This is a genomic window from Bradyrhizobium sp. 27S5 (genome assembly GCF_037217225.1).
In the GTDB taxonomy this organism is placed as follows: Bacteria; Pseudomonadota; Alphaproteobacteria; order Rhizobiales; family Xanthobacteraceae; genus Bradyrhizobium; species Bradyrhizobium septentrionale.
In genome coordinates this window covers 6,887,930-6,909,586 of the sequence record NZ_CP147714.1, presented here as the reverse complement: position 1 = coordinate 6,909,586, position 21,657 = coordinate 6,887,930, and the positions used below count along the sequence as shown (strand labels likewise).

The following is a 21,657-nucleotide window of genomic DNA, read 5'->3' as shown; positions in this document are numbered from 1 at the left end:
CCGTCCGCCTGCGCCGGCGGCGTCGGGAAATTCAGCGGGTCGCCTTGAAGGCCTCCCAGCGCGCGTCGCGCTCTCGTTGATATTTTGGCATTCGCTCGGCGACCGTGTCGGCCCAATGCAGCGGTTCGCCGCAGGCCTGGCAGACCGGACCGAGCCCGGCCAGCTTGCCGCAGGTGAGGTGGGTGTAGTTCATCGAAAGACCGTCCCTGGGCGACTTGCACCAGGTCTCGCCCCAGGCGCGCAGCGCGAACATCACGGGGAAGAACGCCGCGCCCTTCTCCGTCAAATGATACTCGTGGCGCAGCGGATGCTTGTTGTAGATGCGGCGCGTCACCAGTCCGTCGGCCTCCAGCTTCTTCAGCCGTGCCGCGATCATCTGGGGCGTCGCGCCGGTGTAGGCCTGAATCTCCTCGAAGCGGTGGTTGCGCGCGAACAGCTCGCGCAGCACCAGCACGGTCCAGCGATCGCCCACGACGGTCTCCGCGCGTGCCACCGGACAGAGCGTTCGGTCAGCAGGGTTGCCCTTTGGCTTTGACATCACGTTTTCTTCATCCGGCATTGTTGCTATGATTTTCATAGTAATATGAGCTATCGTGAATGCGGGTGCAACGGGCATCTTCCGCCCGGTCTCTCACATTTCAAGGAGCGAGCCATGAGTACCGAAAGCAAGGGTTCGAAACCGGGTGTCGACATGAAGCTCGAAGTCGTCGTGATCCCGGTGACCGATGTCGATCGCGCCAAGCGCTTCTATGAAAATCTGGGCTGGCGGCTCGACGCCGATTTCGTCAGGGCGGACGGCTCCCGTGCGCTTCAATTGACGCCGCCGGGCTCGCCGACCTCTGTTCATCTCGACAAGGGATCCGCGCTGCCGCGCTTCCTGATCGTAAACGACATCGAGGCAGCGCGCGCCGAGCTGATCGCGCGCGGCGTCGATGTCAGCGAGGTGTTCCACCGCGGACCGCAAGGCCGCATCAAGGGACCCGATCCGGAGCGGCCGAGTTACGGTTCGCTTGCCACGTTCAGCGACCCCGACGGCAATGTCTGGCTGCTGCAGCAGGTCACGCAGCGCCTGCCCGGCCGCGTCGATACCAGCAGCACGACCTTCTCGTCATCGGCGGATCTCGCCGCCGCGCTCCGCCGTGCGGCAGCCGCGCATGGCGAGCACGAGAAGCGCACCGGCGGGCACGATGCGAACTGGCCGGATTGGTACGCCGACGACATCGTGCGCGAGCAGGCCGGCCAGCCGCTGCCGGAGTGAGCGATCAAACAGGAGTATCCTCTCCATCGCGATAAGTCACGCGGCCGCGCATCACGGTCTCACCCATGCCCGGTGTCGAACACCGGCGCGTAGGCGTTGCCGTCTCGACGGATGTGGGCGCAGCGCTGGCCGCGGAAGTGAGCGGGTATGACGAGCCGGCCGCTGTCCGCGGCCTCTGCCAGGATTTTCGTGCGCGTCTCGCCCGCCAGCCGCGGGTCGGCACAGGATGACGTCGAGAGATCGGGCTGGAAGACCTGCACCGGATTGTGCACGGCATCCCCGCAGAAGATCGCACGATGTTGTGGGTAGTCGACGAGCAGGCCCATCTGCCCGCTGGTGTGGCCCGGCAGCGGCACGAGCCGCAGACCGGGACCGAGCTCATGGCCGTCGTCGACCAGATCGACACGGCCTGCCTCGACGATCGGAATGACGCTCTGTTCCAGGGCGCGGGCGTGGATCGGCGCGGCACGGCCGGCATCGTGTTGCGTCATCCAGTCGGCGAGCTCGCGGCGGCCGAACAGATAGCGCGCGTTGGGAAAGGTCGGCTGCCAGCGGCCGTTGTCCTGGCGCGTATTCCAGCCGACGTGATCGACATGCAGATGGGTGCAGAACACCAGATCGATGTCGGCCGGATCGACGCCGCTCGCGCGCAACCGATCGAGGAAGCCGCTGCCGCTCCGCCGGTGCCAGGCCGGGATCTCGGGGATGTCCTTGTGTTCGCCGATGCAGGAGTCGATCAGCAGGGTGCGTCCGCCCGTTCGCACCACGAAGCTCTGGATCGCGTGTTTCGCCTGGTCCCGGGCGAGATCGATAAACACCGGCTCCAGGATATCGCGATGCGCTTCGATCAGGCTTCGATCATATCCGGGCAGAAACTCGGACAGCGGAAGCGCAAAATCATTGTCGTCGACGATGACGTCGACGGTCGCGTCGCCGATCGCAAATTGCATGACAGCTCCTTCCCGGAGAACCGTGCCATCTCGCCGCGGGGCGCGGCGTCGTCGTTCAGTTGCTTTGCCGCGCCGCCGGCTCGAAGCTCACTATGCGGGTTGCCGCCATCGATCGCAAGTTGCGCGGCTTGCGGACGGTGATCAGACGATCTCGCGCAGCAAGCCGATCAGGCGGCCGCACTCGTCGTCCGTCCCGACCGTGATGCGCAAAAAGTCCTCGATCCGGGGCTTCTGGAAATGCCGGACCAGGACGCCGCGCTCGCGCAGCTTCGCGGCGAGATCCGCGCCGCGATGGGCGGGATGGCGGGCGAACACGAAATTCGCCAGCGACGGCAGCACCTCGAAGCCAAGCTCGGTGAGGCCGCGGACCAGCGCCTCGCGGCTCCGGATGATGCGTTGCCGTGTCTCCTCGAACCAGGCCTCGTCCCCGATCGAGGCGACCGCGCCCGCGATTGCAAAGCAATCCAGCGGATAGGAGTTGAAGCTGTCCTTCACCCGCTCCAGCGCCTCGATCAGCGGGCGCTGGCCGATCGCGAAGCCGACCCGAAGCCCCGCCAGCGCGCGCGACTTGGACAGCGTCTGCACCACCAGCAGATTGTCGTGCCGCGCCACCAGTGGCACGGCGCTCTCGGCGCCGAAGTCGACATAGGCCTCGTCGACCACCACCAGGCGGTCGGGATGCTCGCGGAGCAGCGCCTCGATTGCGGCACGCGGCAGCGCGATCCCGGTCGGCGCGTTCGGATTGCACAGCAGGATCGCGCTGCCGGGCCGCCGGTAGTCGGTCAAATTCACCCGCATCGCGGCATCGAGCGGCACCGCCTCGTAGCTGACGCCATAGAGGCGGCAGTAGACCGGGTAGAAGCTGTAGGTGATGTCGGGGAACAGCAGCGGCGCGTCGTGCTTCAGGAGCGCCGGAAAGGCGTGAGCCAGCACCTCGTCCGAGCCATTGCCGACAAACACTTCGTCTGGCGTGACGCCATAGCGCGCTGAGATCGCCTCGCGCAGTGCGGTTGCACGGGGATCCGGGTAGAGCCGCAGTCGATCCGTCGTCGCTGTGATCGCAGCCAGCGCGTGCGGCGACGGCGGGTAGGGATTCTCGTTGGTATTGAGCTTGACGAGGCCATCGATCTTCGGCTGCTCGCCGGGCACGTATGGCGACAGATTGTGGACGACCGAACTCCAGAAGCGACTCATGATCCCGTGATCCATGGCTGAATGCGATCACAGTAAAGGATGCGAGACGCCGGCGAAAGCGGGCCGTTCATCTTGTGTCGCAATCAGCAGCGCCGCGTGCGGACCTTACCAGGTCGCCGTGCCCTTCATGGTCGGCTGGCCCTCGGCGTTGGCGGTCCACAGCTCCATGCCGCCGTCCTTGTCGTTGGCATTGATCGAGAACTCGCTGCCCTCGAACAGCGGCTGCACGCCGCGATAGGACAGCTTCTTCGGCGGCTTGCCGTCGCGCAGCCTGGCGGCGAGCTCGACGATGAAGGAGGCCTGCAGCGGGCCGTGGAAGATCAGGCCCGGATAGCCCTCGACCTTGGTGACGTAGTCGCGGTCGTAATGGATACGGTGGCCGTTGAAGGTCAGCGCCGAATAACGAAACAGCAGCACCGGGTCGGAGACGTGGCTCTCGCGATGCTGCGCGACCGGAGGCGGCGGCGCCTTGGCGGGCGCTGCGGCCTGCGTCGTCATCTCGCGATAGACGATGTCCTGCCGCTCGCGGACCGCAAGCCCGCGCGAGGTCGTGACCTCGTGGTTGACCGAGACGAAGCACAGCGTGCCGGTCGAGCCCGATTTCACTGTGACGTCGGCAATGCGCGAGGTCCGCTTGGCGTCGTCGCCGATGCGCAGTGCGTCGAAGAATTCGAGCTCGCCGCCGGCCCACATCCGGCGCGGCAGCGGGACCGGCGGCAGGAAGCCGCCGCGGGTCGGATGGCCGTCCTGGCTCAGTTGCGACATCGGAAACACCGGCTGCGCCAGGCACCAATGCGTGGTCCACGGCGCGGCATCGCCGGCCTTTGGCTCGCCGATCTCCTGGAACAGCGTCGCGCGCAGCCCCATCACGAGATATTTGGTGACGACGTCGGAGGCCTCCTGGGAGCGGCCCATCCACTGGCGGAGATGATCGAGGTCGAGTTTATCGGTCATGAGATTTTGCCCGCGGTGAGAGAAATCTGAGCGTGATGGCGTCGGTGTGACGGCAAACTCGGCACACCTCTCCCGCTTGCGGGGGAGGTCGGCGCGCAGCGCCGGGTGGGGGCTCTCTCCACGGTAGGATTCGTGGAGAGAGCCCCCACCCCAACCCTCCCCCGCAAGCGGGAGAGGGGGCGCAGCTCGTTCTTGATTGCGATCGCGCCTGATCTCATTGCAGCCTAACGTTTGGTGCGCTCGCCGATCGCGGGCACCTTGCCGTAGTGCCTGTCTTCACCGACGACGATCGCGGCCGGCGCCGGATAGCTGACCTTGCCGTTCGGCGTGTCGACCTCGATGCGACGCAGATGCGGATGCTTGGCGAGGTCGTCCATGCTGTTGACCTCGGCAAAGGCGATGTCGGCCTCCGCGAGCTTCGCCAGCAATTCCTCGCGCGTGAGCTTGCCAAAGCTGTCGTTGACGATCTGGTCGGTCAGCGTGCGGTTGCGCACCCGCTCGACCATGTTGGCAAAGCGCGGATCGTCGGGCAGAGCAGGCTGTCCCAGCACCTTGGCGCACAGCGTCTTCCACTCGCGCTCGCTCTGGATCGAGATCAGGATTTCCTTGCCGTCCTTCGAGCGGAATACGCCATAGGGCGCGATCGACGGATGAGCGAGGCCGATCCGCTTCGGCGACTTGCCGTCCTCGGCATTGAGCAGCGGCACGGTGAGCCAGTCGGCCATCACGTCGAACATCGAGATCCTGATGTCGGCTCCCTCACCGGTGCGGCCGCGGCCAATCAATGCTTCGAGGATCGAGGCATGCGCGGTAGCGCCGGTCGCGACATCGACGATCGACATGCCGACGCGCGAGGCGCCTTCGGGGCCGCCGGTGATCGAGGCGAGGCCGCTCTCGGCCTGGATCAGCAGGTCATAGGCCTTGCGGTCGGCATAGGGGCCGGTGTCGCCGTAGCCGGTGATCGTGCACATGATCAGCTTCGGATAGTCCTTGCGCAGCCGCTCGCGCGAGAAGCCGAGCTTGTCCATCGAGCCGGGCTTGAGGTTCTGCAACAGCACGTCGGCGCCTGCGATCAGCTCTTCCAGCGTGGCGAGGCCTTCTTTGGTGGCGAGATCGACCACCGCGGAGTCCTTGCCGCGGTTGAGCCAGACGAAATAACTGCTCTGGCCCTTCGCCGCGGCATCATAGCCGCGGGCGAAATCGCCCTCGGGCCGCTCGATCTTGATCACATGGGCGCCGGCGTCCGCCAGGCGTGACGAGCAGAACGGCGCGGCAACCGCCTGTTCGACGGCGATGACGGTCAATCCCTCAAGCGGCAGCATGATCACAGAACTCAGTAGGAGCGGGGCATGCCGAGCACGTGCTCGGCGACGAAGGACAGGATCAGATTGGTCGAGATCGGCGCCACCTGATAGAGCCGCGTCTCGCGGAACTTGCGCTCGACGTCGTACTCCTCGGCGAAGCCGAAGCCGCCATGGGTCTGCACGCAGGCGTTGGCCGCTTCCCAGGAGGCGTCGGCCGCCAGCATCTTGGCCATGTTGGCCTCTGCGCCGCAATCGAGCCCGGCTTCATATTTGCGGGTGGCTTCCTTCACCATCAGCTCGGCCGCGCGCATCGAGGCGTAGGCTTTTGCAATTGGAAACTGGATGCCTTGATTCTGTCCGATCGGACGGCCGAACACGCTGCGCTCCTTGGCGTAGTTGGTCGCCTTGGCGATGAACCACTTGGCGTCGCCGACGCATTCGGCCGCGATCAGGATGCGCTCGGCATTCATGCCGGAGAGGATGTAGCGAAAGCCCTTGCCTTCCTCGCCGATCAGATTCTCCGCCGGCACCTTCATGTCGGTGAAGAACACTTCGGTGGTGGCGTGGTTCATCATGGTTCTGATGGGGCGGATCTCCAGGCCCTTGCCCTTGACCTCGCGCATGTCGACGATGAACACCGAAAGCCCGTCGGTGCGCTTCTTCGACTGTTCCTTCGGCGTGGTGCGCGCCAGCAGCACCATAAGGTCGGAATATTCGGCGCGGCTGGTCCAGATCTTCTGGCCGTTGACGACGTAATGGTCGCCCTCGGGGCGCGCGAAGGTTTTCAGCGACGAGGTATCGGTGCCGCTGGTCGGCTCGGTGACGCCGAACGCCTGCAGCCGCAATTCGCCGGTCGCGACCTTCGGCAGATACTTGGCTTTCTGTGCATCATTGCCGTGCCGCAGCACGGTGCCCATCGTGTACATCTGGGCATGGCAGCCGCCGCCATTGCAGCCGGCGCGCTGGATCTCTTCCAGGATCGCCGCCGCCGCCGACAATTTCAGGCCCGCGCCGCCATATTCCTCGGGGATCAAGACCGACAGATAGCCGGCCTCTGTCAGCGCATCGACGAATTCCTTCGGATAGGCCATCTGGCGGTCGAGCTTGCGCCAGTATTCACCGGGAAACTGCGCGCAGAGTTTTGCCACCGCGTCGCGGATGTCTGTGTGGTCGTCGATGTTCTGGTCGTGTGCGGTCATGATGCTGTTTTGCCGAGAGGTTGCGCCTGAAACGGGCAAAGCGCCCGCTGTTGTGGGGCCCCGGTAAACTCCCTATGCTGTTTTGTTATAGCGTATGAACCTGCCTTCCAGGATTGGCAAGTATGGATTTCCGCCAGCTTAGGACCTTTGCGTGTGTCGCGGAACTCGGGAGTCTGAGCAAGGCGTCCGATACGCTGCGGGTCGCGCAGCCGGCGCTGAGCCGGCAGATCAAGCTCCTGGAGCATGAGCTGCGCACCGAACTGTTCACGCGCAACGGCCGCGGCATGGTGCTGACCGATGCCGGCCGGCTGCTGCTGGCGCGCACCGGCGGCATCGTGCGGCAGATCGACCAGATCCGGGACGACATCCAGTCCGCCGGCGGCGCACCGTCCGGCCGCGTCGTGCTCGGGCTGGTGCCGACGGTGAGCTGCGTGCTGTCGGCGCGGCTGGCGCGGCGCACGGTGGAGCGCTATCCCGGCATCTCGCTCTGCATCGTCGAAAGCTACAGCGGCCATCTGATCGAGTGGCTGCATCGCGGCGAGATGGACCTCGCGGTGATCTACGGGCCGTCGGTCGATCTGCATCTGACGGTGCAGAGCCTCGGCCGCGATAGCATCGTCGCGGTCGGCCCGCGCGGCAGCGGGCTGAAGCAGAAGAAGCAGGTCGAGTTCGGCTGGCTGATGCGCCAGCGCTTGGTGCTGCCCAGTCATTCGCACGGGCTCCGTGCGCTGCTCGAACATGCCGCGGCCAAAAAGAAGATCGATCTCGACGTCAGGCTCGAGGCGGATTCGTTTCGCGTGCTGACCAGCCTGGTCGAGGAGGGCCTCGGATATACCTTGCTGCCGCCGTCCTCGGTGCGCGCCGAGGTGGCGGAGGGGCGGCTCGAGACCGCCTCCATTGCGCGGCCGGCGCCGCGGCGCGAGCTGACGCTGGCCTCGCCGGTCGAGCATCCCGGCTCCAATGCGATGACGCTGCTCGCAAAGCTGTTGCGCGACGAGGTCGCCGCGCTGCGCGCCGAGGGGCTCTGGGATATCCAGCTCGCCTGAGCGCGGCTTGCGCATCACTTCACCGCGAAGCCGAGATGGCCACGGAAGCGGTTTTTCAGGTAGGTGCCGTCGCGCGGCGGCAGCGCGCGCTCGACCTCGCCGGCGGCGATGCGGATGCGCGCCAGCCGCGGGCCGCCGCCGAGATCGCGCAGGCTGGCGCGGAAGGCCTCAACGCCGGCCATGTCGGCGATATCGGAAATGCTGGCAATGCCCGCGCCGCTCGCGATCACCTCGAGCCTGGCGCCGAGGCCGGAGTGGCTGAGCTGCATCCCGGTCTCGCCGAAATGGCCGTTGTCGAGCACCGCGATCGAGAGATTGCCGGGCTGCTTGGTGGCGATGGTCAAGAGGCTGCCGATCCCCATCAGCTGCTCGCCGTCGCCGGTGACGACGAGCACCGGGCGCTTCGGCTGCGCCAGCGCGAGGCCGAGCCCAACCATCGCGGCGCCGCCCATCGCGCCCCAGAGATAGAAATTGCCGGGGTGCTCGCCGGCGTCGAACACATCGTAGGACGAGGAGCCGAGCCCGGAGATCACGAGCAGGTCGCCGCGCTCAGTGAGCAGCGCCTTCACGGCGGCGCGGCGATCGAGAGTGCCTGTTGCAGCTGACATCAATGCGTCTCCTTGGTCCACTTCTTGCGGCCGATCATCCGCTGCGAGATCAGCACCGCGACCTGCTGGTCGCCGTCATAGGCGAGCGAGGCGGCGGCCGAGACCACTTCCTCGGCATCGTCAGGGTTGTCCAGCCGCAGCACGGTGGTGCCCATGATCTCGAACGCTTGCGGCGTCGCTCGGCCCATCGGGATCTGCCAGGGATTGAACTCGGCCCATTCGCCGCGCATCGTCACCAGGGTCAGCAGCGGGAAGCGGCAGCTTGCCATCAGTGACAGCATGTTGACGCAATTGCCGACGCCGCTCGACTGCATCAGCAGCACCGCGCGATCGCCGCCGAGCCAGGCGCCGGCGGACAGCGCCACGCCTTCTTCCTCGGTCGTCAGCACGGTGGTCTTGATGTCGGCATCCGCATGCGACAGCTTGATCAGCTTGGAATGCCCCGCATCGGGGACATAGGACACCTGCGCCACGCCAAAATCCTTCAGCGTGCGGTAGATCGTAACCGGCCAGTCGGTGCTGGTCGCGTTGTCCTGGTGAACGGCAATCTGGTCCATCATGGCCTCGGCGGTAGCGTTTTCGAGCGAACCGGGTATCGGTTCGCGAAGAAAAACGCGTCAGTACAAGGGGCGCGCATGGGCGCGGCCTCACGTCACAGGCTTTAGGCCAGATGGGGGCTATATTCTCTTCGCATCTGCTTTGCGCAGCTATGCCAGAATTGTATAGCCGCCAAGCGAGCGGGGAGGCGGACGGAGCGTCTTTTGGCCGGATCGGCAGACAGCCTCATTGCAGCCAAAAAAGCGGCTCCCTATCTTCAGAATGCAAAATGGCGGCCGCCGCCGGGCCGCAGGGCAAGCTTCATTTCAAGGCTTCATTTTCGGCATATTGATAGACCCGTCGCATTTTCAGGTATCGGGGCATGATTGTCCGAGATCGCTTTCGCGGCCTCTTCCCAAAGTACTTTCTCGTGCTCTTCCTGGCCGTCGCGTTTCCGATTGCGATCAATGGCAGCATTGAAGCCTGGTTCGGTTACCGCGATCAGCGCGCAAGGCTGGACCAACTGCTTGGCGTTCAGGCGACGTCCGCTGCCGCCGAAATTCATAACTTCATTTCCGATATTGCAAGTCAGCTTGGCTGGCTGGTCCAGCTGCCATGGACCGATGAACTGGATGAGCAGCGGCGGACCGATACGCTGCGTCTGTTTCGTCAAGCGCCTGCCATTGTGAGCCTGACGCTCATCGACAACAACGGCTTGGAGCGTCTCTATGTCTCGCGGGTCGGCCTCAATCGGATTGAAAGTCGTACAGACCGGTCGAATGATCCTGCGGTGATCGGCGCCCACGCGAGGCAGGTTTGGTTCAGCGATGTCAGCTATCACAGGGGCTCGGAACCCTATTTGACGGTTGCTTTGGTGGGTAACCGAACCGCAGTCGGCGCAGCCATCGCCGAAGTCAATCTCAAGCTGATCTGGGATGTCGTTTCGGCGATCAAGGTGGGTGAGACCGGTCTCGCCTTTGTCCTGGACCGTCAGGGTCGCCTGATTGCCCATCCCGACATCAGCCTCGTCCTCCGTGGGATGGAAGAGAGAACCTCACAGCCATTTCGCACCATACGCGACGCGATCGGCCCGGGAGCAGGCTTTGCAACGAGCCGGGACGCACAGGGACGTCAGGTTGCCGCCAGCGCGGCTCCCGTGGCGGGGCCCGACTGGACCGTTGTAGTGGCACAGCCGCTCTCTGAAGCCTACGCGCCGATCTACGCCGCCCTGCGGCGGACCGCAGTGCTTCTCGCAGGCAGCACCCTGTTTGCAGGGCTGCTGGCCTATGCATTTGCGCACCGGATGACGGAGCCGATCAAGTTGCTCGAGGAGGGGACGGAACGGATCGGCGCCGGATCGTTCGAGCACCGCATTTCGATCCAGACCGGAGACGAGTTTCAGCGTCTTGCAAACAGCTTCAACAGGATGGCCGCCGAACTCGCGCTCGCACAGCAGCACCAGGAGCGTATCGCGAAGCTCAAGCGATTTCTCGCGCCTCAGGTCGCGGATCTCGTCGATCGGGCCGGCGACGACAGTGTGCTGGATGGCCGCCGTACCGACGTCGTCGTTGTGTTCTGCGATTTGCGAGGGTTCACCGCGTTTTCCGCCGGCGTCGCGCCCGAGGAAGTCATGAGCGTGCTGTCCGAATATTATGAGGTTCTGGGCCGGGTCATTGCGCAGTTCGAAGCAACGCTCATCAGCTTCTCCGGAGACGGACTGATGGTGCTGGTGAACGCACCCGTTGCGGTCGAGCAGCCGGCGTTAAGAGCCGTCGACCTTGCGATCGAAATGCAGAAGCGCGTGCAAGGGCTGATCGCCGGCTGGCGATCGCGAGGCTACCATGTCGGCTTCGGCGTTGGGCTCGCCGGCGGACCGGCCACCGTCGGCCGCATCGGGTACGAGGACCGGCTCGACTACACGGCGATCGGCAGCGTGGTCAATCTGGCGGCCCGCCTGTGCGCATCTGCCGCAGACCGGGAAATCCTGGTCGACGCCGAGATCGCCGCAAGCGTGCGGGGCAAGCGGGCTGTGCAGGAGATCGGGAATCGACAAATCAAGGGCTTCGATGAGGCCGTTCCGGTCTCCGAAATTTCCTTTGATGTGCCCTAGCTGATGCCGGCTCGCGGGTGCTCGGCGCAATCCGTTGGCGACTGGCTGAGCCCCCTGAGATATGCTTCGGTCGACGGCGAGCGGCGAGTTCGTGAGCATGAGATGCGTTGACGCTGGAGCAGCAACGTTGCGCGGACGTGCCAGACGGCGCGACTTCCTCTCGTTGATGGCCGCCGCCGCTACCTGGGCGACATCCTCGCATGCGCAGAAATCGTCCATGCCGGTCATCGGCTATCTTTGCCCGGAATCGCCTGATCTGTTTGGCAGTCGGCTGAAAGCATTTCACCAGGGACTTGCCGAAGTCGGCTTCGTGGAGGGCCGCAACGTTGCGATCGAATATCGATGGGCCAACGGGCAGTATGCTCGCTTGCCCGCTCTGGCCGCCGAGCTGGTCGCACGCAATGTGGATGTGGTGGTCGCACCCGGCGGCGCCCCGGTCGCACTTGCCGCCAAAGCGACCGGCACCACCACGACCATCGTCTTCGAGATGGGCGGCGACCCGGTCCAGTTGGGCGTGGTGGACAGCCTGTCGCGGCCGGGAGGCAATATCACGGGAGTCTCGAGCCTGAGCGTCGACGTGTCGCCGAAGCGGCTTGAGTTGATGCACGAGCTGCTGCCGGCGGCCACCACATTGGGGGTCGTCACCAACCCGACAAGTCCAACTGCCGGTTCACAAGTGCAGAGGCTGCGTTCCGCCGCCGAAACCCTGGGGGTCCAGCTGCAGATCCTGAGTGCAAGCAAGGAAGATGAATTTGAATCCCTGTTCTCTGCCGTGGCGAAGGAGCAGGCAAACGGACTCGTATTCACCTCCGATCCCTATTTCGCATTTCGTAGCCAGCGACTGGCCGATCTCGCGACGAAGTATGGCGTGCCCGCAATCACGCAGACCCGCGACTTCCCCCTGGCTGGAGGGTTGATGAGCTATGGAGGTGATTTTGTGCAGTCGCATCGGCGCGCGGGCATCTATGCCGGCCGGGTTCTGAAGGGCGAAAAGCCTGCCGATCTTCCGGTGCAACTGGTGACCAAGGTCGAGTTCGTGATCAACCTGAAGACCGCCAAGCTGCTTGGCCGCGAGTTCTCTGCTTCAGTTGTCAGCGGCGCGGATGAGGTGATCGAGTAAGCCGCTTGCGCACGAACTGAGCGTGCGGCCGGTCGGAGGCATCGCGTGCGCTTATGATGGCGCCCTGAAGCCTCAGTTCGCGTTCTTGCCCACCATGAAGACATACATATCCCAGAACGTCTCCGGATGCTCGATCTCGAAGCGGTGCCACTGATCGAGGCTGGCCTCGTCGGCCGTGCCCGGAAACTGCTTGCGAAATTTTTCCATCACCGTCGGATCGTCAAACGGTTCGAAGCCCGTGAACGACAAGCCATGATCGTTCAGGAATGCCGCGATCTCGGGGATCGTCAGGCGATGCTCCATGATGTTGAACAGCAGGTCGCGGCAGCCGCTCATGCTGTAGAAATCCTTGGCGCCGATCAGCGGCTTCCACTGTTCGGCTTCGCGGAAGATGTCCTGGCGGCACCTTCTGATGTCCTCTGCGGTGGCGCGATAGCCGCGCGCGGCAATGCGGGCGCGGGCCTCAACGATCACGCGGCGCGCCAGATCGCTGTAGAGCCCGATGCGCATCGTGCCGCCCGGCCGCAGCAGCGGGACCAGCACGCGCCAGCCGGCCATCGGCTCGGCAAGATGATGCAGCACACCGACCGACTCGATGCTGTCGAAGGTGCGATCGATCGAGCCCAATTCCAGAATATCCGCCTGCGCATATTCGATGTTTCGCAGGCCCAGCTCACGCGTCTTACGGCGCGCATAGGCGAGGCTGGTCATGCTGATGTCGACCGCGAGCAAGCGGGCGTTCGGATAGACCTGCGCGATCTGGATCGCGTGCGAGCCGGTGCCACAGCCTGCGATCAGAATATCAAGCTTGGCTTGCCGCTCTGCCGTCAGGGCGATCTTTCCCCGCGCCTGATCGGCGACGAGGGCCGTCAGCGGGTTGATGGTCCAGCGCGGATAGGGATTTTCCTCGTACTGGCGCATCACCTCGACCGAGACGCTGTTCTTGATGGGAGTGAGCGCCGTGATGGCGCTGCGCTCGGCCATTTCCTCAAGGGGTTCGCGCAGCTGCATCCGCAACAGGCCGGTGACGGCCGCGGGCCAGTCCCGGCGCAGCAGCGTTTCCGCCGCCGGCAGGGCATGCAGGGGGAAATAGGCCGCAACCACCGCCAGCGTGAGCGGCGTGATGGCGGCCCCGCACGCCAGGTCCTGCAGCAGCCGATCGCGCAGGGCGCTCGCACCTTCGGCGTCTGCCTCAGTCCGTCCATAGACATACCCGTTGATGAAGCATTGCCCGGCGAGCGCGCACGCAAAGGCGACGATATCCTCGTCCTCCGAGCCTTGATTGCCGGCGAGCCGCAGCAGCTCGGCGCGCGCATATCCCAGCAGCACCTCGATCGGCATGCTGGCCAGCGTCGTCGTCTCCATCGCACAGCGCAGGAAGAGGTCGCTCGCAAGCGGCGCGACGCCTTCGGTGCCGAACAATTCGACGTTCGTTACCGGCAGCGGCCACTTGGCATCAATCCGCCCGAGATGGCTGGTAATGACAGGGCTCTGCAGGATGAGGCTGCCGGCCTTCGCGTCCATGCCGAGTGCAAGCGCTTTGCTCAAATGCGTCGCCGCTTTGGCGCGATTGCCCAGTGCCTGGTACGAATAGCCGGCATTGTAATGGCAAGCGGCGTTCACCTCGTCCGCAGCAATCGCTTTCACGAACATCTTCGCTGCGGCGCGGTGATCGCCGGAGGCCTGCGCCATCAGGCCGAGAAGATTCAGGCTCTGCACATGGGCCGGCTCGCGGGCGAGAATTTGCCGGCAAATCTCCTGCGCTTCGCTGACGCGGCCCGCGCCGTAGGAGCGACTCGCCTGAGCGGCGAGGTCAGCGGTACTGATGACCGCCGAGCCGAAGCCAGGCGCGGCGGGCCTGCTTGTGGAGTCGTCACGTCGCTTATTGGCCGCGCGGCGTTCTTTTCGGTTCATGTCTCGTCAACTGGTCCAAGCTGCAAGACGCCGCCGAAACAGCACGCCGGAAAAGGCGGCAGCTCGTCGTGGCGCATCACCCATGCCCGGCAGACATAGGGCCTACCGCGCTGACAGCCAAGGATAATCTACCATGTGGCTGATGAACGATGCGCCTCGCAAGGTGCGGCCAATGCTCTCGCCGCCGGCGGCGCGATGATCGTCGAAGCGCTCCGGCGCTGCGCTATCGGGTCATTGTCTATTCGCTCGAGGTCCAGGACGGCGTTGTCGGAATATTCCATTGCTGAAACACTTCCTCATAAGAAACGCCCAGGGTCGTGAACAGCAGTGCGTCAAGATCCTGGCCGAGTGGTTTGCTTTGATTGTCTTTTGACGCGTATTGCAGCAATGCTCCCTGATAGTTGTCACCCATCGTATTCCACCAGGTGTGCGCAGGACTTACATAGACCGGTTGACCCTTGTAGGTGCTCCACTTTTCCCCGTCGCCGATAATGATGAGATTCATCCCGGTGATGAGGGGCACGAACGCTTGGAGATAGGTTAGTACGCACGCGTTGTAGTAGGCCTCAAAATCGGAGGGGACTAGAGTTGAACCCTTTGTGAAGTCGGGCGGGCTCGCCGTCCATAGACCGCTTCGGTAGAGGGCCCCGACTGTCGCCAACATCCCGCCGTCCTTGGTGTTGGCCACGGCGTAAGCCGTCATTGTATCCTGTGTCGCGGTGAAGACTTTGCCGAGGGCGTTGTCTATCTCTCCGAGCTTGGCGCTGATGTAGTACATCGGATCGCTCACGCTGATGGAATAGTCGGTATTTCGAGATCCGAAGAACGCACAAATCAGCCCGACGATCGCCGCGGCTGCTGTGGCCAGGCCCAGTGTCGCAGCGCCTGCCGGCGCGCTGACCGCCAGGATACCTCCGATGAACGTGAGAACGGAGGCTGTGCCGCCCGTCGTCAGGCTGGCAATGTTCAAGGCGTTAACCTGACGAGAGGTACTGTTGATCAAGGTTGCGGTTGTCTTGATCGCGAGATTGCCTGAGACGGAACCTGCCGCCAGGCTTTCGACCTGACTTTGCACCCAGACGAGCTGTGTAATCGCGGTCCAAAACGACGACGTCGACACCAGGTTACTCAACTCGTTGTAAAGGTCGGTCTGAACGCCATTCCACACAGCAGGTTCCGTGAAGGCCGGGGGCACGGTCATCGTTGAAAGAGCGGCGATGTAGTCAGCGGCCTGCGCTGAAGACATCTGGCTATACTGCGCCCTGATGTCGTTTGCGCTTGGGCCGGCGTTGATCAAGTCCTGGCTGATCTGGGAGTAAGCGGTGAGTGCTGTGCCGGTGTATACATTCAAGGGAATCGCCGGTTGATCGAAGACTCCGATTCCAACGCGAGTCATCTGCCAGAGCATGGTCGGATCGGTGGGATTCAGGCTGTAGGAGCTCGCATTCGGGGTCGTTAAAAGCAAAATGTTCGTGGCTGAGAGTGGGATCGCATCCATGATGGATTGCGTCAGTCCGGCGGCATAAAGCGATGGATCGGCGGTGAGAAACGGATCGACCCACGCAGGGAGCTGGCCTCGCACGGGATAGCTGGGGACAAGCAAGCGGACTTCCGACTTCGGCTGCTGAAGATCGCCGGGGTTTAAATCGGAAATGACCTTCCAGACGGCGCCGTCGGGGGTCGTCTTGATTCCGCCAGGATTAAAGCCCGCCTCGATCGTCACGGCGTTTGCCGGATTGCCCGCTTGAAACTGGACAAGGCTGTAGCCGCCGCTGGTCGCAACCACCGAAAGCACATAATACGTCGGAGCAGCTGCGCCGTCGGAAATGACGCCTTGAACAGTTCCCGTTGAGCTGACCTGCTGCAACGAGGTGGTCTTGTTCGCGAGCACATCGGCAAGCAAGACTTGCCAAAGTGAGCCGTCCTGTTTTGTGAACCAGACGGTGTCGCCGGTCGACCAGACCCCCTGCGGTTCTATTCCGGAGGCCGGTTGGTACGGCTGCATGCTCGGCGGAAGTAGTTTGTAGGTTTCAGTCAGGCAAATCCAATACAGGCCGTTCGTTGGAGATGGTGTTGTGCCTGATGCAGCGCAGACGAAGTAGTGGCCGCCGCTCGCCGGATCGATGATGTAGGTCCATCCGTAGAACGTGGAGAGTTGACAGCCGTCAGTGAGGGTCATGAAGACGCCTGCTGCTGTGTCTGGATGATCAGGTATGGCGACCGGATTGAGGCTAAAGTCATAGCGCATCCCGGTTGGCGTGCCGCCATCGTCCAGGACAAGACAAAAATACTGTATTCCTGTTGTTGGATCGGGAGCGGAAACCGCGCTGAACCGTGCGGTGTTCGCGTCCCACGCGGTCATTCCGATATAAGGCAATGAAACCGGTACTGCGGTGGTTTTCAGAATGCGGTTCGGAGTGGCGTTGGTCCAGGGGGCTCCCTGCGTGTAGACGTCGAGTACGGTCGGTGCTGCACGTGGAGATGACATTGGCGTTTTCCCTTTGGCGGCACCCGGACCGCAGGCGTCCTGGCCTGCCGCCGCTTGCCAAATACGATCGATCTTGAAATTGATCCTGTTCGTCGCCAGCAGGCGAGGATGCCTGCGGTCCTAGCATGAGGCCGGAAAAGCTTGCGTGAACACGTCGAGGTTGCGTCGTTGCCGTTTACATCGCACCGGGCCAAAGCCTTTGTCAACCGCGTCCACGTCGCGGCCATTGTGACGCAGTATCCAGTAATTGAACGACGAAGCGCCTGCCCCGTGGGCAGGCGCTTCGCTCTGGTCAGATTTGCAGAATGTTCGGGGGAGCGCGTCAGCCCGGAATGCGCACCGGCAGGTTCTCGATGCCGCGCACGAAGCTGGAATAGACCCGCTTCGGCTCGCCGACCACCTCGATGCGGTCGAAGCGCTTCAGCATCTCCTGCCAGACGATCTTGAGCTGCAGCTCGGCGAGCCGCATGCCGACGCAGCGGTGGATGCCGAAGCCGAACGACAGGTGGATGCGCGGCCGCGCCCGATCGATGATGAACTCGTCGGGACGGTCGATGACCTCGTCGTCGCGGTTGCCGGAGACGTACCACATCACGACGCGGTCGCCCTTCCTGATCGTCTTGCCGCCGATCTCGGTGTCGACCAGCGCGGTGCGCCGCATATGCGCGAGCGGCGTCTGCCAGCGGATCACTTCCGGCACCATGGTGTCGATCAGACCGGGGTTCTCCTTGAGCTTTTGGAACTGGTCGAGATGCTCATGCAGCGCCAGCACCGAGCCGCTCATGGTGTTGCGCGTGGTATCGTTGCCGCCGACGATCAGCAGGATGATGTTGCCCATCAGATTGTCGGGATCCATGTGCCGGGTAGCGTCGCTATGCGCCATCATCGACAGCAGGTCGTTCTTCGGCGGCGCGTTGACGCGCTCGTTCCAGAGCTTTGAGAAATAGGCGTAGCACTCGTCCATCTCCTGCCGGCGCTGTTCCGGCGAGTTGACGACGCCGCTCTTCGGCAGCGCGGTGGAGACGTCGGACCAGCGCGTCAGCTTGCGCCGCTCCTCCCAGGGGAAGTCGAACAGCGTCGCCAGCATCTGGGTGGTCAATTCGATCGAGACGCGCTCGACGAAATTGAAGGTCTCGTTGCGCGGCAGATTGTCGAGCACGCTGGCCGAGCGCTGGCGGATCAACTTTGCCAGCTCGTCGAGATGATCAGGGGTGAACATCGGCGACACGGTCTTGCGCTGATGGGCGTGCTTGGGCTGGTCCATCGCGATGAAGCTCGGATAGTCATAGCCGGGCGGCACGTCGCGGATCGAGATGCCGCCGAGCGTGGAATCCGAGGAGAAGATGCCGTGGCTGGTGTCGACATGCATGATGTCGTTGTACTTCACCACCGACCAGTACGGCTCGATCGGCGAATTGGTGCAGTAGTGCACCGGCTCTTCCTTGCGCAGCCGCTCGAACCACGGCCACAGCGTGTCGTTCTGGAACAGCTTTGGCGCGCCGGGATGGAAATCCCTGAGCGGCGTCGCATAGGCTTCCTCGCGCGCCTGGCGCTCTAGCTCGACCCGATCGGCACGGATGGCGGTCTGGACGTTCATGGCTCTTGATCCCGGTTGGCTCGAGAGGCGTCAGGCGGCAATCCGCACCGGCAGCGTCTCGTAGCCCTTGATGAAACTGGAATACACCCGCAGCGGCTCCTCCACCACCTCGATCGTGTCGAAGCGCTTCAGGATTTCCTCCCAGATGATCTTGAGCTGCAGCTCGGCGAGCCGCAGGCCGACGCAGCGGTGGATGCCGAAGCCGAAGGAGATGTGGGTGCGCGGGCGGGCGCGGTCGATCAAGAACTCGTAGGGCTTCTCGATCGCCTCCTCGTCGCGGTTGCCCGAGACGTACCACATCACGACCTTGTCGCCCTTCCTGATCTGGCGTCCCCGGAATTCGTAGTCGGCGAGCGCGGTGCGCCGCATATGGGCGAGCGGCGTCTGCCAGCGGATCACCTCCGGAACGAAACTGTCGATCAATGCCGGGTTCTCGCGCAGCTTGCGGTACTGCTCCGGATGCTTGCTCAGCGCATAGATGCTGCCGGACAGCGTGTTGCGCGTGGTGTCGTTGCCGCCGACGATCAAGAGGATCAGGTTGCCGAGGAAATTCTTCGGGTCCATGTTCCGCGTGGCGTCGCTGTGCGCCATCATCGAGAGCAGGTCGCTCTTCGGCGGCTGGCCGGAGCGCTCCTTCCAGAGCCTTGCGAAATAGGTCGCGCACTCCATCAGTTCGGCCTGCCGCTCGTCTTCGGTGGCGACGAGGCCGCCGGCGCCGGGCAGGGTGGTAGCAACGTCGGACCAGCGCGTCAGCTTGCGACGGTCCTCCCAGGGGAAGTCGAACAGCACGGCGAGCATCTGCGTGGTGAGCTCGATCGAGACCTTGTCGACCCAGTCGAACACCTCGCCGCGCGGCAGATTGTCGAGGCATTCGGTCGAGCGCTTGCGGATGTTGAGCGCAAGGTCGTCAAGGTGGGTCGGCGTGAACATCGGCGCCACGGTCTTGCGCTGCGCGGAATGGCGCGGCTGGTCCATCGCGATGAAGCTTTCGCGGCGCAGGTCCGGCGGCACGTCGCGGATGGTGATGCCGCCGAGCGAGGCGGCCGAGGAGAACATCGCGTGGTTGGTCTCGATGTCCATGATGTCGTTGTAGCGGGTGATCGACCAGTACGGACCGAACATCGAGTCCTTGCAGTAATGCACCGGGTCCTCGCGGCGCAGCCGGTCGAAATACGGCCAGAACGTATCGGTCTTGAACAGCTCGGGATCGCCGGGATCATAGTCGGCAAGTGGAAGCGCATTGGCGCGCTCGCGTGCGGTGTCCAAATTCACATCTTTGACGAGATCGGCGGTCCCGTGCATGAGCGGCTCCTCAACCGTTTCGCAGCCGGGGCATCGCCGGCGCGGCATGTTTTACCGAATTACATTCTCATTCGGGCATTTGCGCAAGGGCTCTCAACGCGCATTTGGCCGCATTGATGTCAGGCCAAAGCGGCCGAATCCGGGCCTTTTGCACCGGCCGCGGGCGGGCGCGGCGTGCGGGTCTGTTTGAAACGGCGGTTGATTTGGCTGTGCGCTTGCGAACAATGCGGGTGGAGAGGGCGCTTATTGGCTGGCGGGTTTTTCACAGGGGAAGGTATCCTGCAGGCCCCATAGCAGCAGGGAGGCGACGGCCATGTCGCCTTTCGCGGCCCGCTTGTCGGCGGACTTGAGCATGATCTCTTCGGTTTGCTCAGTGCTCAGCGCGAGGTTGTCGGGCATGCAGAACAACATTTGGCCGCCATGCCGTTTCAGCCAGGCATTGGAAGCCATCATGCCGCCCCGCGCGCCGTCCAGGTACATATGATTGAAGATGCGAAAATTCTCGTTCGCTGGATTGCGATAGGACTCCAGGCGCACGTCGGCGGCAGCGGCGGGAGCTGCCGTCAGCGCCAAAAAACATGCCGACAATATCCACTTGTTCATCGCCAGGTTTCCTCGCTTTTGCGGCGGTGTCTTTGCTAGCCGTTCTGTCGGTTTATCTCTGGCGGGGGTTCGAGGCGAGCGGGGCTCGCTCGCAAGGATTGGGACGAGGGTCGGAAGGAGGGCCCGCTTTGCTCAGCCCGCGGCCGATGTCCGCAGCAAAGGCTGCACCCTTTTCCGGCGATCCCGTTAAGGTAAAGCCAACCGCCTGCCGCCAAAAACACCCCCACGCTCTCGACCTTATGTGAAACCTGGATCACACTCGCAGCGACAAACCTGTGGTTTTGATACGCAGAGATTGTCCCGTCCTGGAGCTATCCCGTGAACGACATGAGCTGGACCCCGCTGGGGTCGCCGCAGCCGCCGCCGGTCCCGCCGCCGATGCCGGTGGGGTTTTCAGGGAAGCGGCAGGAGTTCTTCCGCCTGGTCGCGCGCGGCGCCGGGCTCGAGCTCGTCACGGTCGGCTTCTACCGGTTCTGGCTCACCACCGACATCCGCCGTCACCTCTGGTCGAACACCCAGATCGATGGCGACGCGCCGGAATATACCGGCCGCGCCAAGGAACTGCTGATCGGCTTCCTGGTCGCGCTCGCGATCCTGGTGCCGATCTATCTCGGCTACTCCCTGCTCGTCATTGAAGCCGAGCACGTCAAGACGTTCTTCTCGCTGCCGCTGGTCGCGTTCTTCTACCTGTTCGGCCAGTTCGCGATCTATCGCGCGCGGCGTTACCGGCTGACCCGCACAGTGTGGCGCGGCGTCCGCTTCTGGATGAGCGGCTCGGGATGGATCTATGCGCTGAAAGCTTCGCTATGGGGCCTGCTGGTCGTGATCACGCTCGGCCTCGCGCTGCCATGGCGCGAGGCGGCGCTCGAACGCTACAAGATGCGGCATTCCTATTACGGCGATCTGCGGGGTTCCTTCGAAGGCCGCGGCTGGGATTTCTTCAAGCAGGGCTGGTGGCTCTGGCTGCTCACGCCGTTCGCGCTGTACATGACGATCTTCGCGCCGTTCATCTATGCCGCGTTCAAGGCGATCGAGTGGCGCTGGTGGCTGTCGGGCATCCGCTTCGGCGGGGTTAGGCTGGAATCCACCATGCGTCGCAGCGCGCTGATCGGGCTGTACTGGAAGGTGATCGGCTGGGCCATGCTGCTCGGCACGGTGTACCTTGCCTATCTCGTGCTGTGCACCTTCCTGGTCGCCAGCATGGACGGCTCCTCGATCGAGACCTTCTTCAAAACCGAGGCGTTCGCCAAGAGCATTCCGCTGATCACTCTCGCGGGCGTCGGTTATCTCGCCTTCGTGCTGGCGATGAATGTGGTGATGCGCGTCTATCTGATGCGCGATCTCTGGGTCCGGGTGCTGTCGTCGACCATCGTGCACAACATCCAGGCGGCGGCCAACGTCACCGCCCGCGGCGAACTCGCCAATGCGCTCGGCGAAGGCTTTGCCGACGGCCTCGACGTCGCGGGCTTCTAG

Annotated in this window: 18 protein-coding genes; 5 read left to right on the top strand and 13 right to left on the bottom strand. The window is 63.7% G+C overall.

All coding sequences use genetic code 11. The annotated features are described in order from the left end of the window. Window positions 1-31: 31 nt before the first annotated feature. On the bottom strand, window positions 32-538 hold the full coding sequence (locus WDM24_RS32630; RefSeq protein WP_338828692.1) for a helix-turn-helix domain-containing protein: 507 nt from the start codon (window positions 536-538) through the stop codon (window positions 32-34). Window positions 539-652: 114 nt separating this feature from the next. On the opposite strand from WDM24_RS32630, the gene WDM24_RS32625 reads away from it, so the two are divergent. Next, on the top strand, window positions 653-1,258 hold the full coding sequence (locus WDM24_RS32625; protein ID WP_338828691.1) for a VOC family protein: 606 nt from the start codon (window positions 653-655) through the stop codon (window positions 1,256-1,258). A gap of 59 nt (window positions 1,259-1,317) precedes the next feature. Here the strand turns inward: WDM24_RS32625 and WDM24_RS32620 are convergent, their stop codons facing one another. From WDM24_RS32620 to WDM24_RS32600, 5 genes are all read right to left on the bottom strand, one after another. After that, window positions 1,318-2,208: an MBL fold metallo-hydrolase gene (locus tag WDM24_RS32620; RefSeq protein WP_338828690.1), complete on the bottom strand. Its 891-nt coding sequence runs from the start codon at window positions 2,206-2,208 to the stop codon at window positions 1,318-1,320. Window positions 2,209-2,349: 141 nt separating this feature from the next. Next, on the bottom strand, window positions 2,350-3,402 hold the full coding sequence (gene hisC / locus WDM24_RS32615; protein WP_338828689.1) for a histidinol-phosphate transaminase: 1,053 nt from the start codon (window positions 3,400-3,402) through the stop codon (window positions 2,350-2,352). 105 nt (window positions 3,403-3,507) lie between these two features. Further along, the gene (locus tag WDM24_RS32610; RefSeq protein WP_338828688.1) at window positions 3,508-4,356 is read right to left on the bottom strand and encodes an FAS1-like dehydratase domain-containing protein; all 849 of its coding nucleotides are present in this window, start codon (window positions 4,354-4,356) and stop codon (window positions 3,508-3,510) included. A gap of 224 nt (window positions 4,357-4,580) precedes the next feature. Then, window positions 4,581-5,678: a CaiB/BaiF CoA-transferase family protein gene (locus WDM24_RS32605; protein ID WP_338828687.1), complete on the bottom strand. Its 1,098-nt coding sequence runs from the start codon at window positions 5,676-5,678 to the stop codon at window positions 4,581-4,583. Between the two features lie 11 nt (window positions 5,679-5,689). After that, entirely contained in the window at window positions 5,690-6,859 is a 1,170-nt protein-coding gene (locus WDM24_RS32600) for an acyl-CoA dehydrogenase family protein (RefSeq protein WP_338828686.1), read from the bottom strand. 122 nt (window positions 6,860-6,981) lie between these two features. On the opposite strand from WDM24_RS32600, the gene WDM24_RS32595 reads away from it, so the two are divergent. Next, window positions 6,982-7,905: a LysR substrate-binding domain-containing protein gene (locus WDM24_RS32595; RefSeq protein WP_166298456.1), complete on the top strand. Its 924-nt coding sequence runs from the start codon at window positions 6,982-6,984 to the stop codon at window positions 7,903-7,905. A 14-nt stretch (window positions 7,906-7,919) separates the two neighbouring features. Here the strand turns inward: WDM24_RS32595 and WDM24_RS32590 are convergent, their stop codons facing one another. Further along, window positions 7,920-8,513 (bottom strand): thiamine pyrophosphate-dependent enzyme, encoded by a 594-nt coding sequence (locus WDM24_RS32590; protein WP_338691527.1) that lies wholly within the window; start codon window positions 8,511-8,513, stop codon window positions 7,920-7,922. Beyond that, a complete protein-coding gene (locus WDM24_RS32585; protein ID WP_338691526.1) occupies window positions 8,513-9,073 on the bottom strand; it encodes a phosphonopyruvate decarboxylase in 561 nt (186 codons plus the stop codon). Before WDM24_RS32585 ends, WDM24_RS32590 begins: the two co-directional genes overlap by 1 nt. Window positions 9,074-9,432: 359 nt before the next feature. Here WDM24_RS32585 and WDM24_RS32580 point away from each other — a divergent pair, with 359 nt between their 5' ends. Together WDM24_RS32580 and WDM24_RS32575 are read left to right on the top strand one after the other, a co-directional pair. Beyond that, on the top strand, window positions 9,433-11,160 hold the full coding sequence (locus tag WDM24_RS32580) for a cache domain-containing protein (protein WP_338828685.1): 1,728 nt from the start codon (window positions 9,433-9,435) through the stop codon (window positions 11,158-11,160). Between the two features lie 166 nt (window positions 11,161-11,326). Further along, window positions 11,327-12,280 (top strand): ABC transporter substrate-binding protein, encoded by a 954-nt coding sequence (locus WDM24_RS32575; protein ID WP_338832487.1) that lies wholly within the window; start codon window positions 11,327-11,329, stop codon window positions 12,278-12,280. Between the two features lie 72 nt (window positions 12,281-12,352). On the opposite strand, the gene WDM24_RS32570 is transcribed toward WDM24_RS32575, so the two are convergent. The 5 genes from WDM24_RS32570 to WDM24_RS32550 all read right to left on the bottom strand — a co-directional run bounded on the left by WDM24_RS32570 (window position 12,353) and on the right by WDM24_RS32550 (window position 20,184). Beyond that, window positions 12,353-14,194, bottom strand: coding sequence for a class I SAM-dependent methyltransferase (locus WDM24_RS32570; RefSeq protein WP_338828684.1), 1,842 nt, complete (start codon window positions 14,192-14,194; stop codon window positions 12,353-12,355). Between the two features lie 238 nt (window positions 14,195-14,432). Further along, a complete protein-coding gene (locus WDM24_RS32565; RefSeq protein ID WP_338828683.1) occupies window positions 14,433-16,682 on the bottom strand; it encodes a hypothetical protein in 2,250 nt (749 codons plus the stop codon). A gap of 322 nt (window positions 16,683-17,004) precedes the next feature. Next, on the bottom strand, window positions 17,005-18,279 hold the full coding sequence (locus WDM24_RS32560; RefSeq protein WP_338828681.1) for a cytochrome P450: 1,275 nt from the start codon (window positions 18,277-18,279) through the stop codon (window positions 17,005-17,007). A gap of 30 nt (window positions 18,280-18,309) precedes the next feature. Next, window positions 18,310-19,581 carry a cytochrome P450 gene (locus WDM24_RS32555; RefSeq protein WP_338828680.1) on the bottom strand — a complete coding sequence of 424 codons (1,272 nt, stop codon included), beginning with the start codon at window positions 19,579-19,581 and terminating at the stop codon, window positions 18,310-18,312. A gap of 243 nt (window positions 19,582-19,824) precedes the next feature. Beyond that, complete coding sequence (locus WDM24_RS32550; protein WP_166298448.1) at window positions 19,825-20,184, bottom strand: hypothetical protein; 360 nt, start codon at window positions 20,182-20,184, stop codon at window positions 19,825-19,827. Window positions 20,185-20,511: 327 nt separating this feature from the next. Here WDM24_RS32550 and WDM24_RS32545 point away from each other — a divergent pair, with 327 nt between their 5' ends. After that, window positions 20,512-21,657, top strand: a complete 1,146-nt coding sequence (locus WDM24_RS32545) for a DUF898 family protein (RefSeq protein ID WP_414645781.1) — start codon at window positions 20,512-20,514, stop codon at window positions 21,655-21,657.

Excerpts from the sequence above, each read along its gene's own strand:
- WDM24_RS32610 (WP_338828688.1), bottom strand. The coding sequence starts at position 4,356 with ATGACCGATAAACTCGACCTCGATCATCTCCGCCAGTGGATGGGCCGC.
- WDM24_RS32580 (WP_338828685.1), top strand. The coding sequence starts at position 9,433 with ATGATTGTCCGAGATCGCTTTCGCGGCCTCTTCCCAAAGTACTTTCTC.
- hisC (WP_338828689.1), bottom strand. The coding sequence starts at position 3,402 with ATGAGTCGCTTCTGGAGTTCGGTCGTCCACAATCTGTCGCCATACGTG.
- WDM24_RS32545 (WP_414645781.1), top strand. The coding sequence starts at position 20,512 with ATGAGCTGGACCCCGCTGGGGTCGCCGCAGCCGCCGCCGGTCCCGCCG.
- WDM24_RS32625 (WP_338828691.1), top strand. The coding sequence starts at position 653 with ATGAGTACCGAAAGCAAGGGTTCGAAACCGGGTGTCGACATGAAGCTC.
- WDM24_RS32560 (WP_338828681.1), bottom strand. The coding sequence starts at position 18,279 with ATGAACGTCCAGACCGCCATCCGTGCCGATCGGGTCGAGCTAGAGCGC.
- WDM24_RS32605 (WP_338828687.1), bottom strand. The coding sequence starts at position 5,678 with ATGCTGCCGCTTGAGGGATTGACCGTCATCGCCGTCGAACAGGCGGTT.
- WDM24_RS32600 (WP_338828686.1), bottom strand. The coding sequence starts at position 6,859 with ATGACCGCACACGACCAGAACATCGACGACCACACAGACATCCGCGAC.
- WDM24_RS32570 (WP_338828684.1), bottom strand. The coding sequence starts at position 14,194 with ATGAACCGAAAAGAACGCCGCGCGGCCAATAAGCGACGTGACGACTCC.
- WDM24_RS32620 (WP_338828690.1), bottom strand. The coding sequence starts at position 2,208 with ATGCAATTTGCGATCGGCGACGCGACCGTCGACGTCATCGTCGACGAC.
- WDM24_RS32575 (WP_338832487.1), top strand. The coding sequence starts at position 11,327 with ATGGCCGCCGCCGCTACCTGGGCGACATCCTCGCATGCGCAGAAATCG.
- WDM24_RS32595 (WP_166298456.1), top strand. The coding sequence starts at position 6,982 with ATGGATTTCCGCCAGCTTAGGACCTTTGCGTGTGTCGCGGAACTCGGG.
- WDM24_RS32630 (WP_338828692.1), bottom strand. The coding sequence starts at position 538 with ATGTCAAAGCCAAAGGGCAACCCTGCTGACCGAACGCTCTGTCCGGTG.
- WDM24_RS32565 (WP_338828683.1), bottom strand. The coding sequence starts at position 16,682 with ATGTCATCTCCACGTGCAGCACCGACCGTACTCGACGTCTACACGCAG.
- WDM24_RS32585 (WP_338691526.1), bottom strand. The coding sequence starts at position 9,073 with ATGATGGACCAGATTGCCGTTCACCAGGACAACGCGACCAGCACCGAC.
- WDM24_RS32555 (WP_338828680.1), bottom strand. The coding sequence starts at position 19,581 with ATGCACGGGACCGCCGATCTCGTCAAAGATGTGAATTTGGACACCGCA.
- WDM24_RS32550 (WP_166298448.1), bottom strand. The coding sequence starts at position 20,184 with ATGAACAAGTGGATATTGTCGGCATGTTTTTTGGCGCTGACGGCAGCT.
- WDM24_RS32590 (WP_338691527.1), bottom strand. The coding sequence starts at position 8,513 with ATGTCAGCTGCAACAGGCACTCTCGATCGCCGCGCCGCCGTGAAGGCG.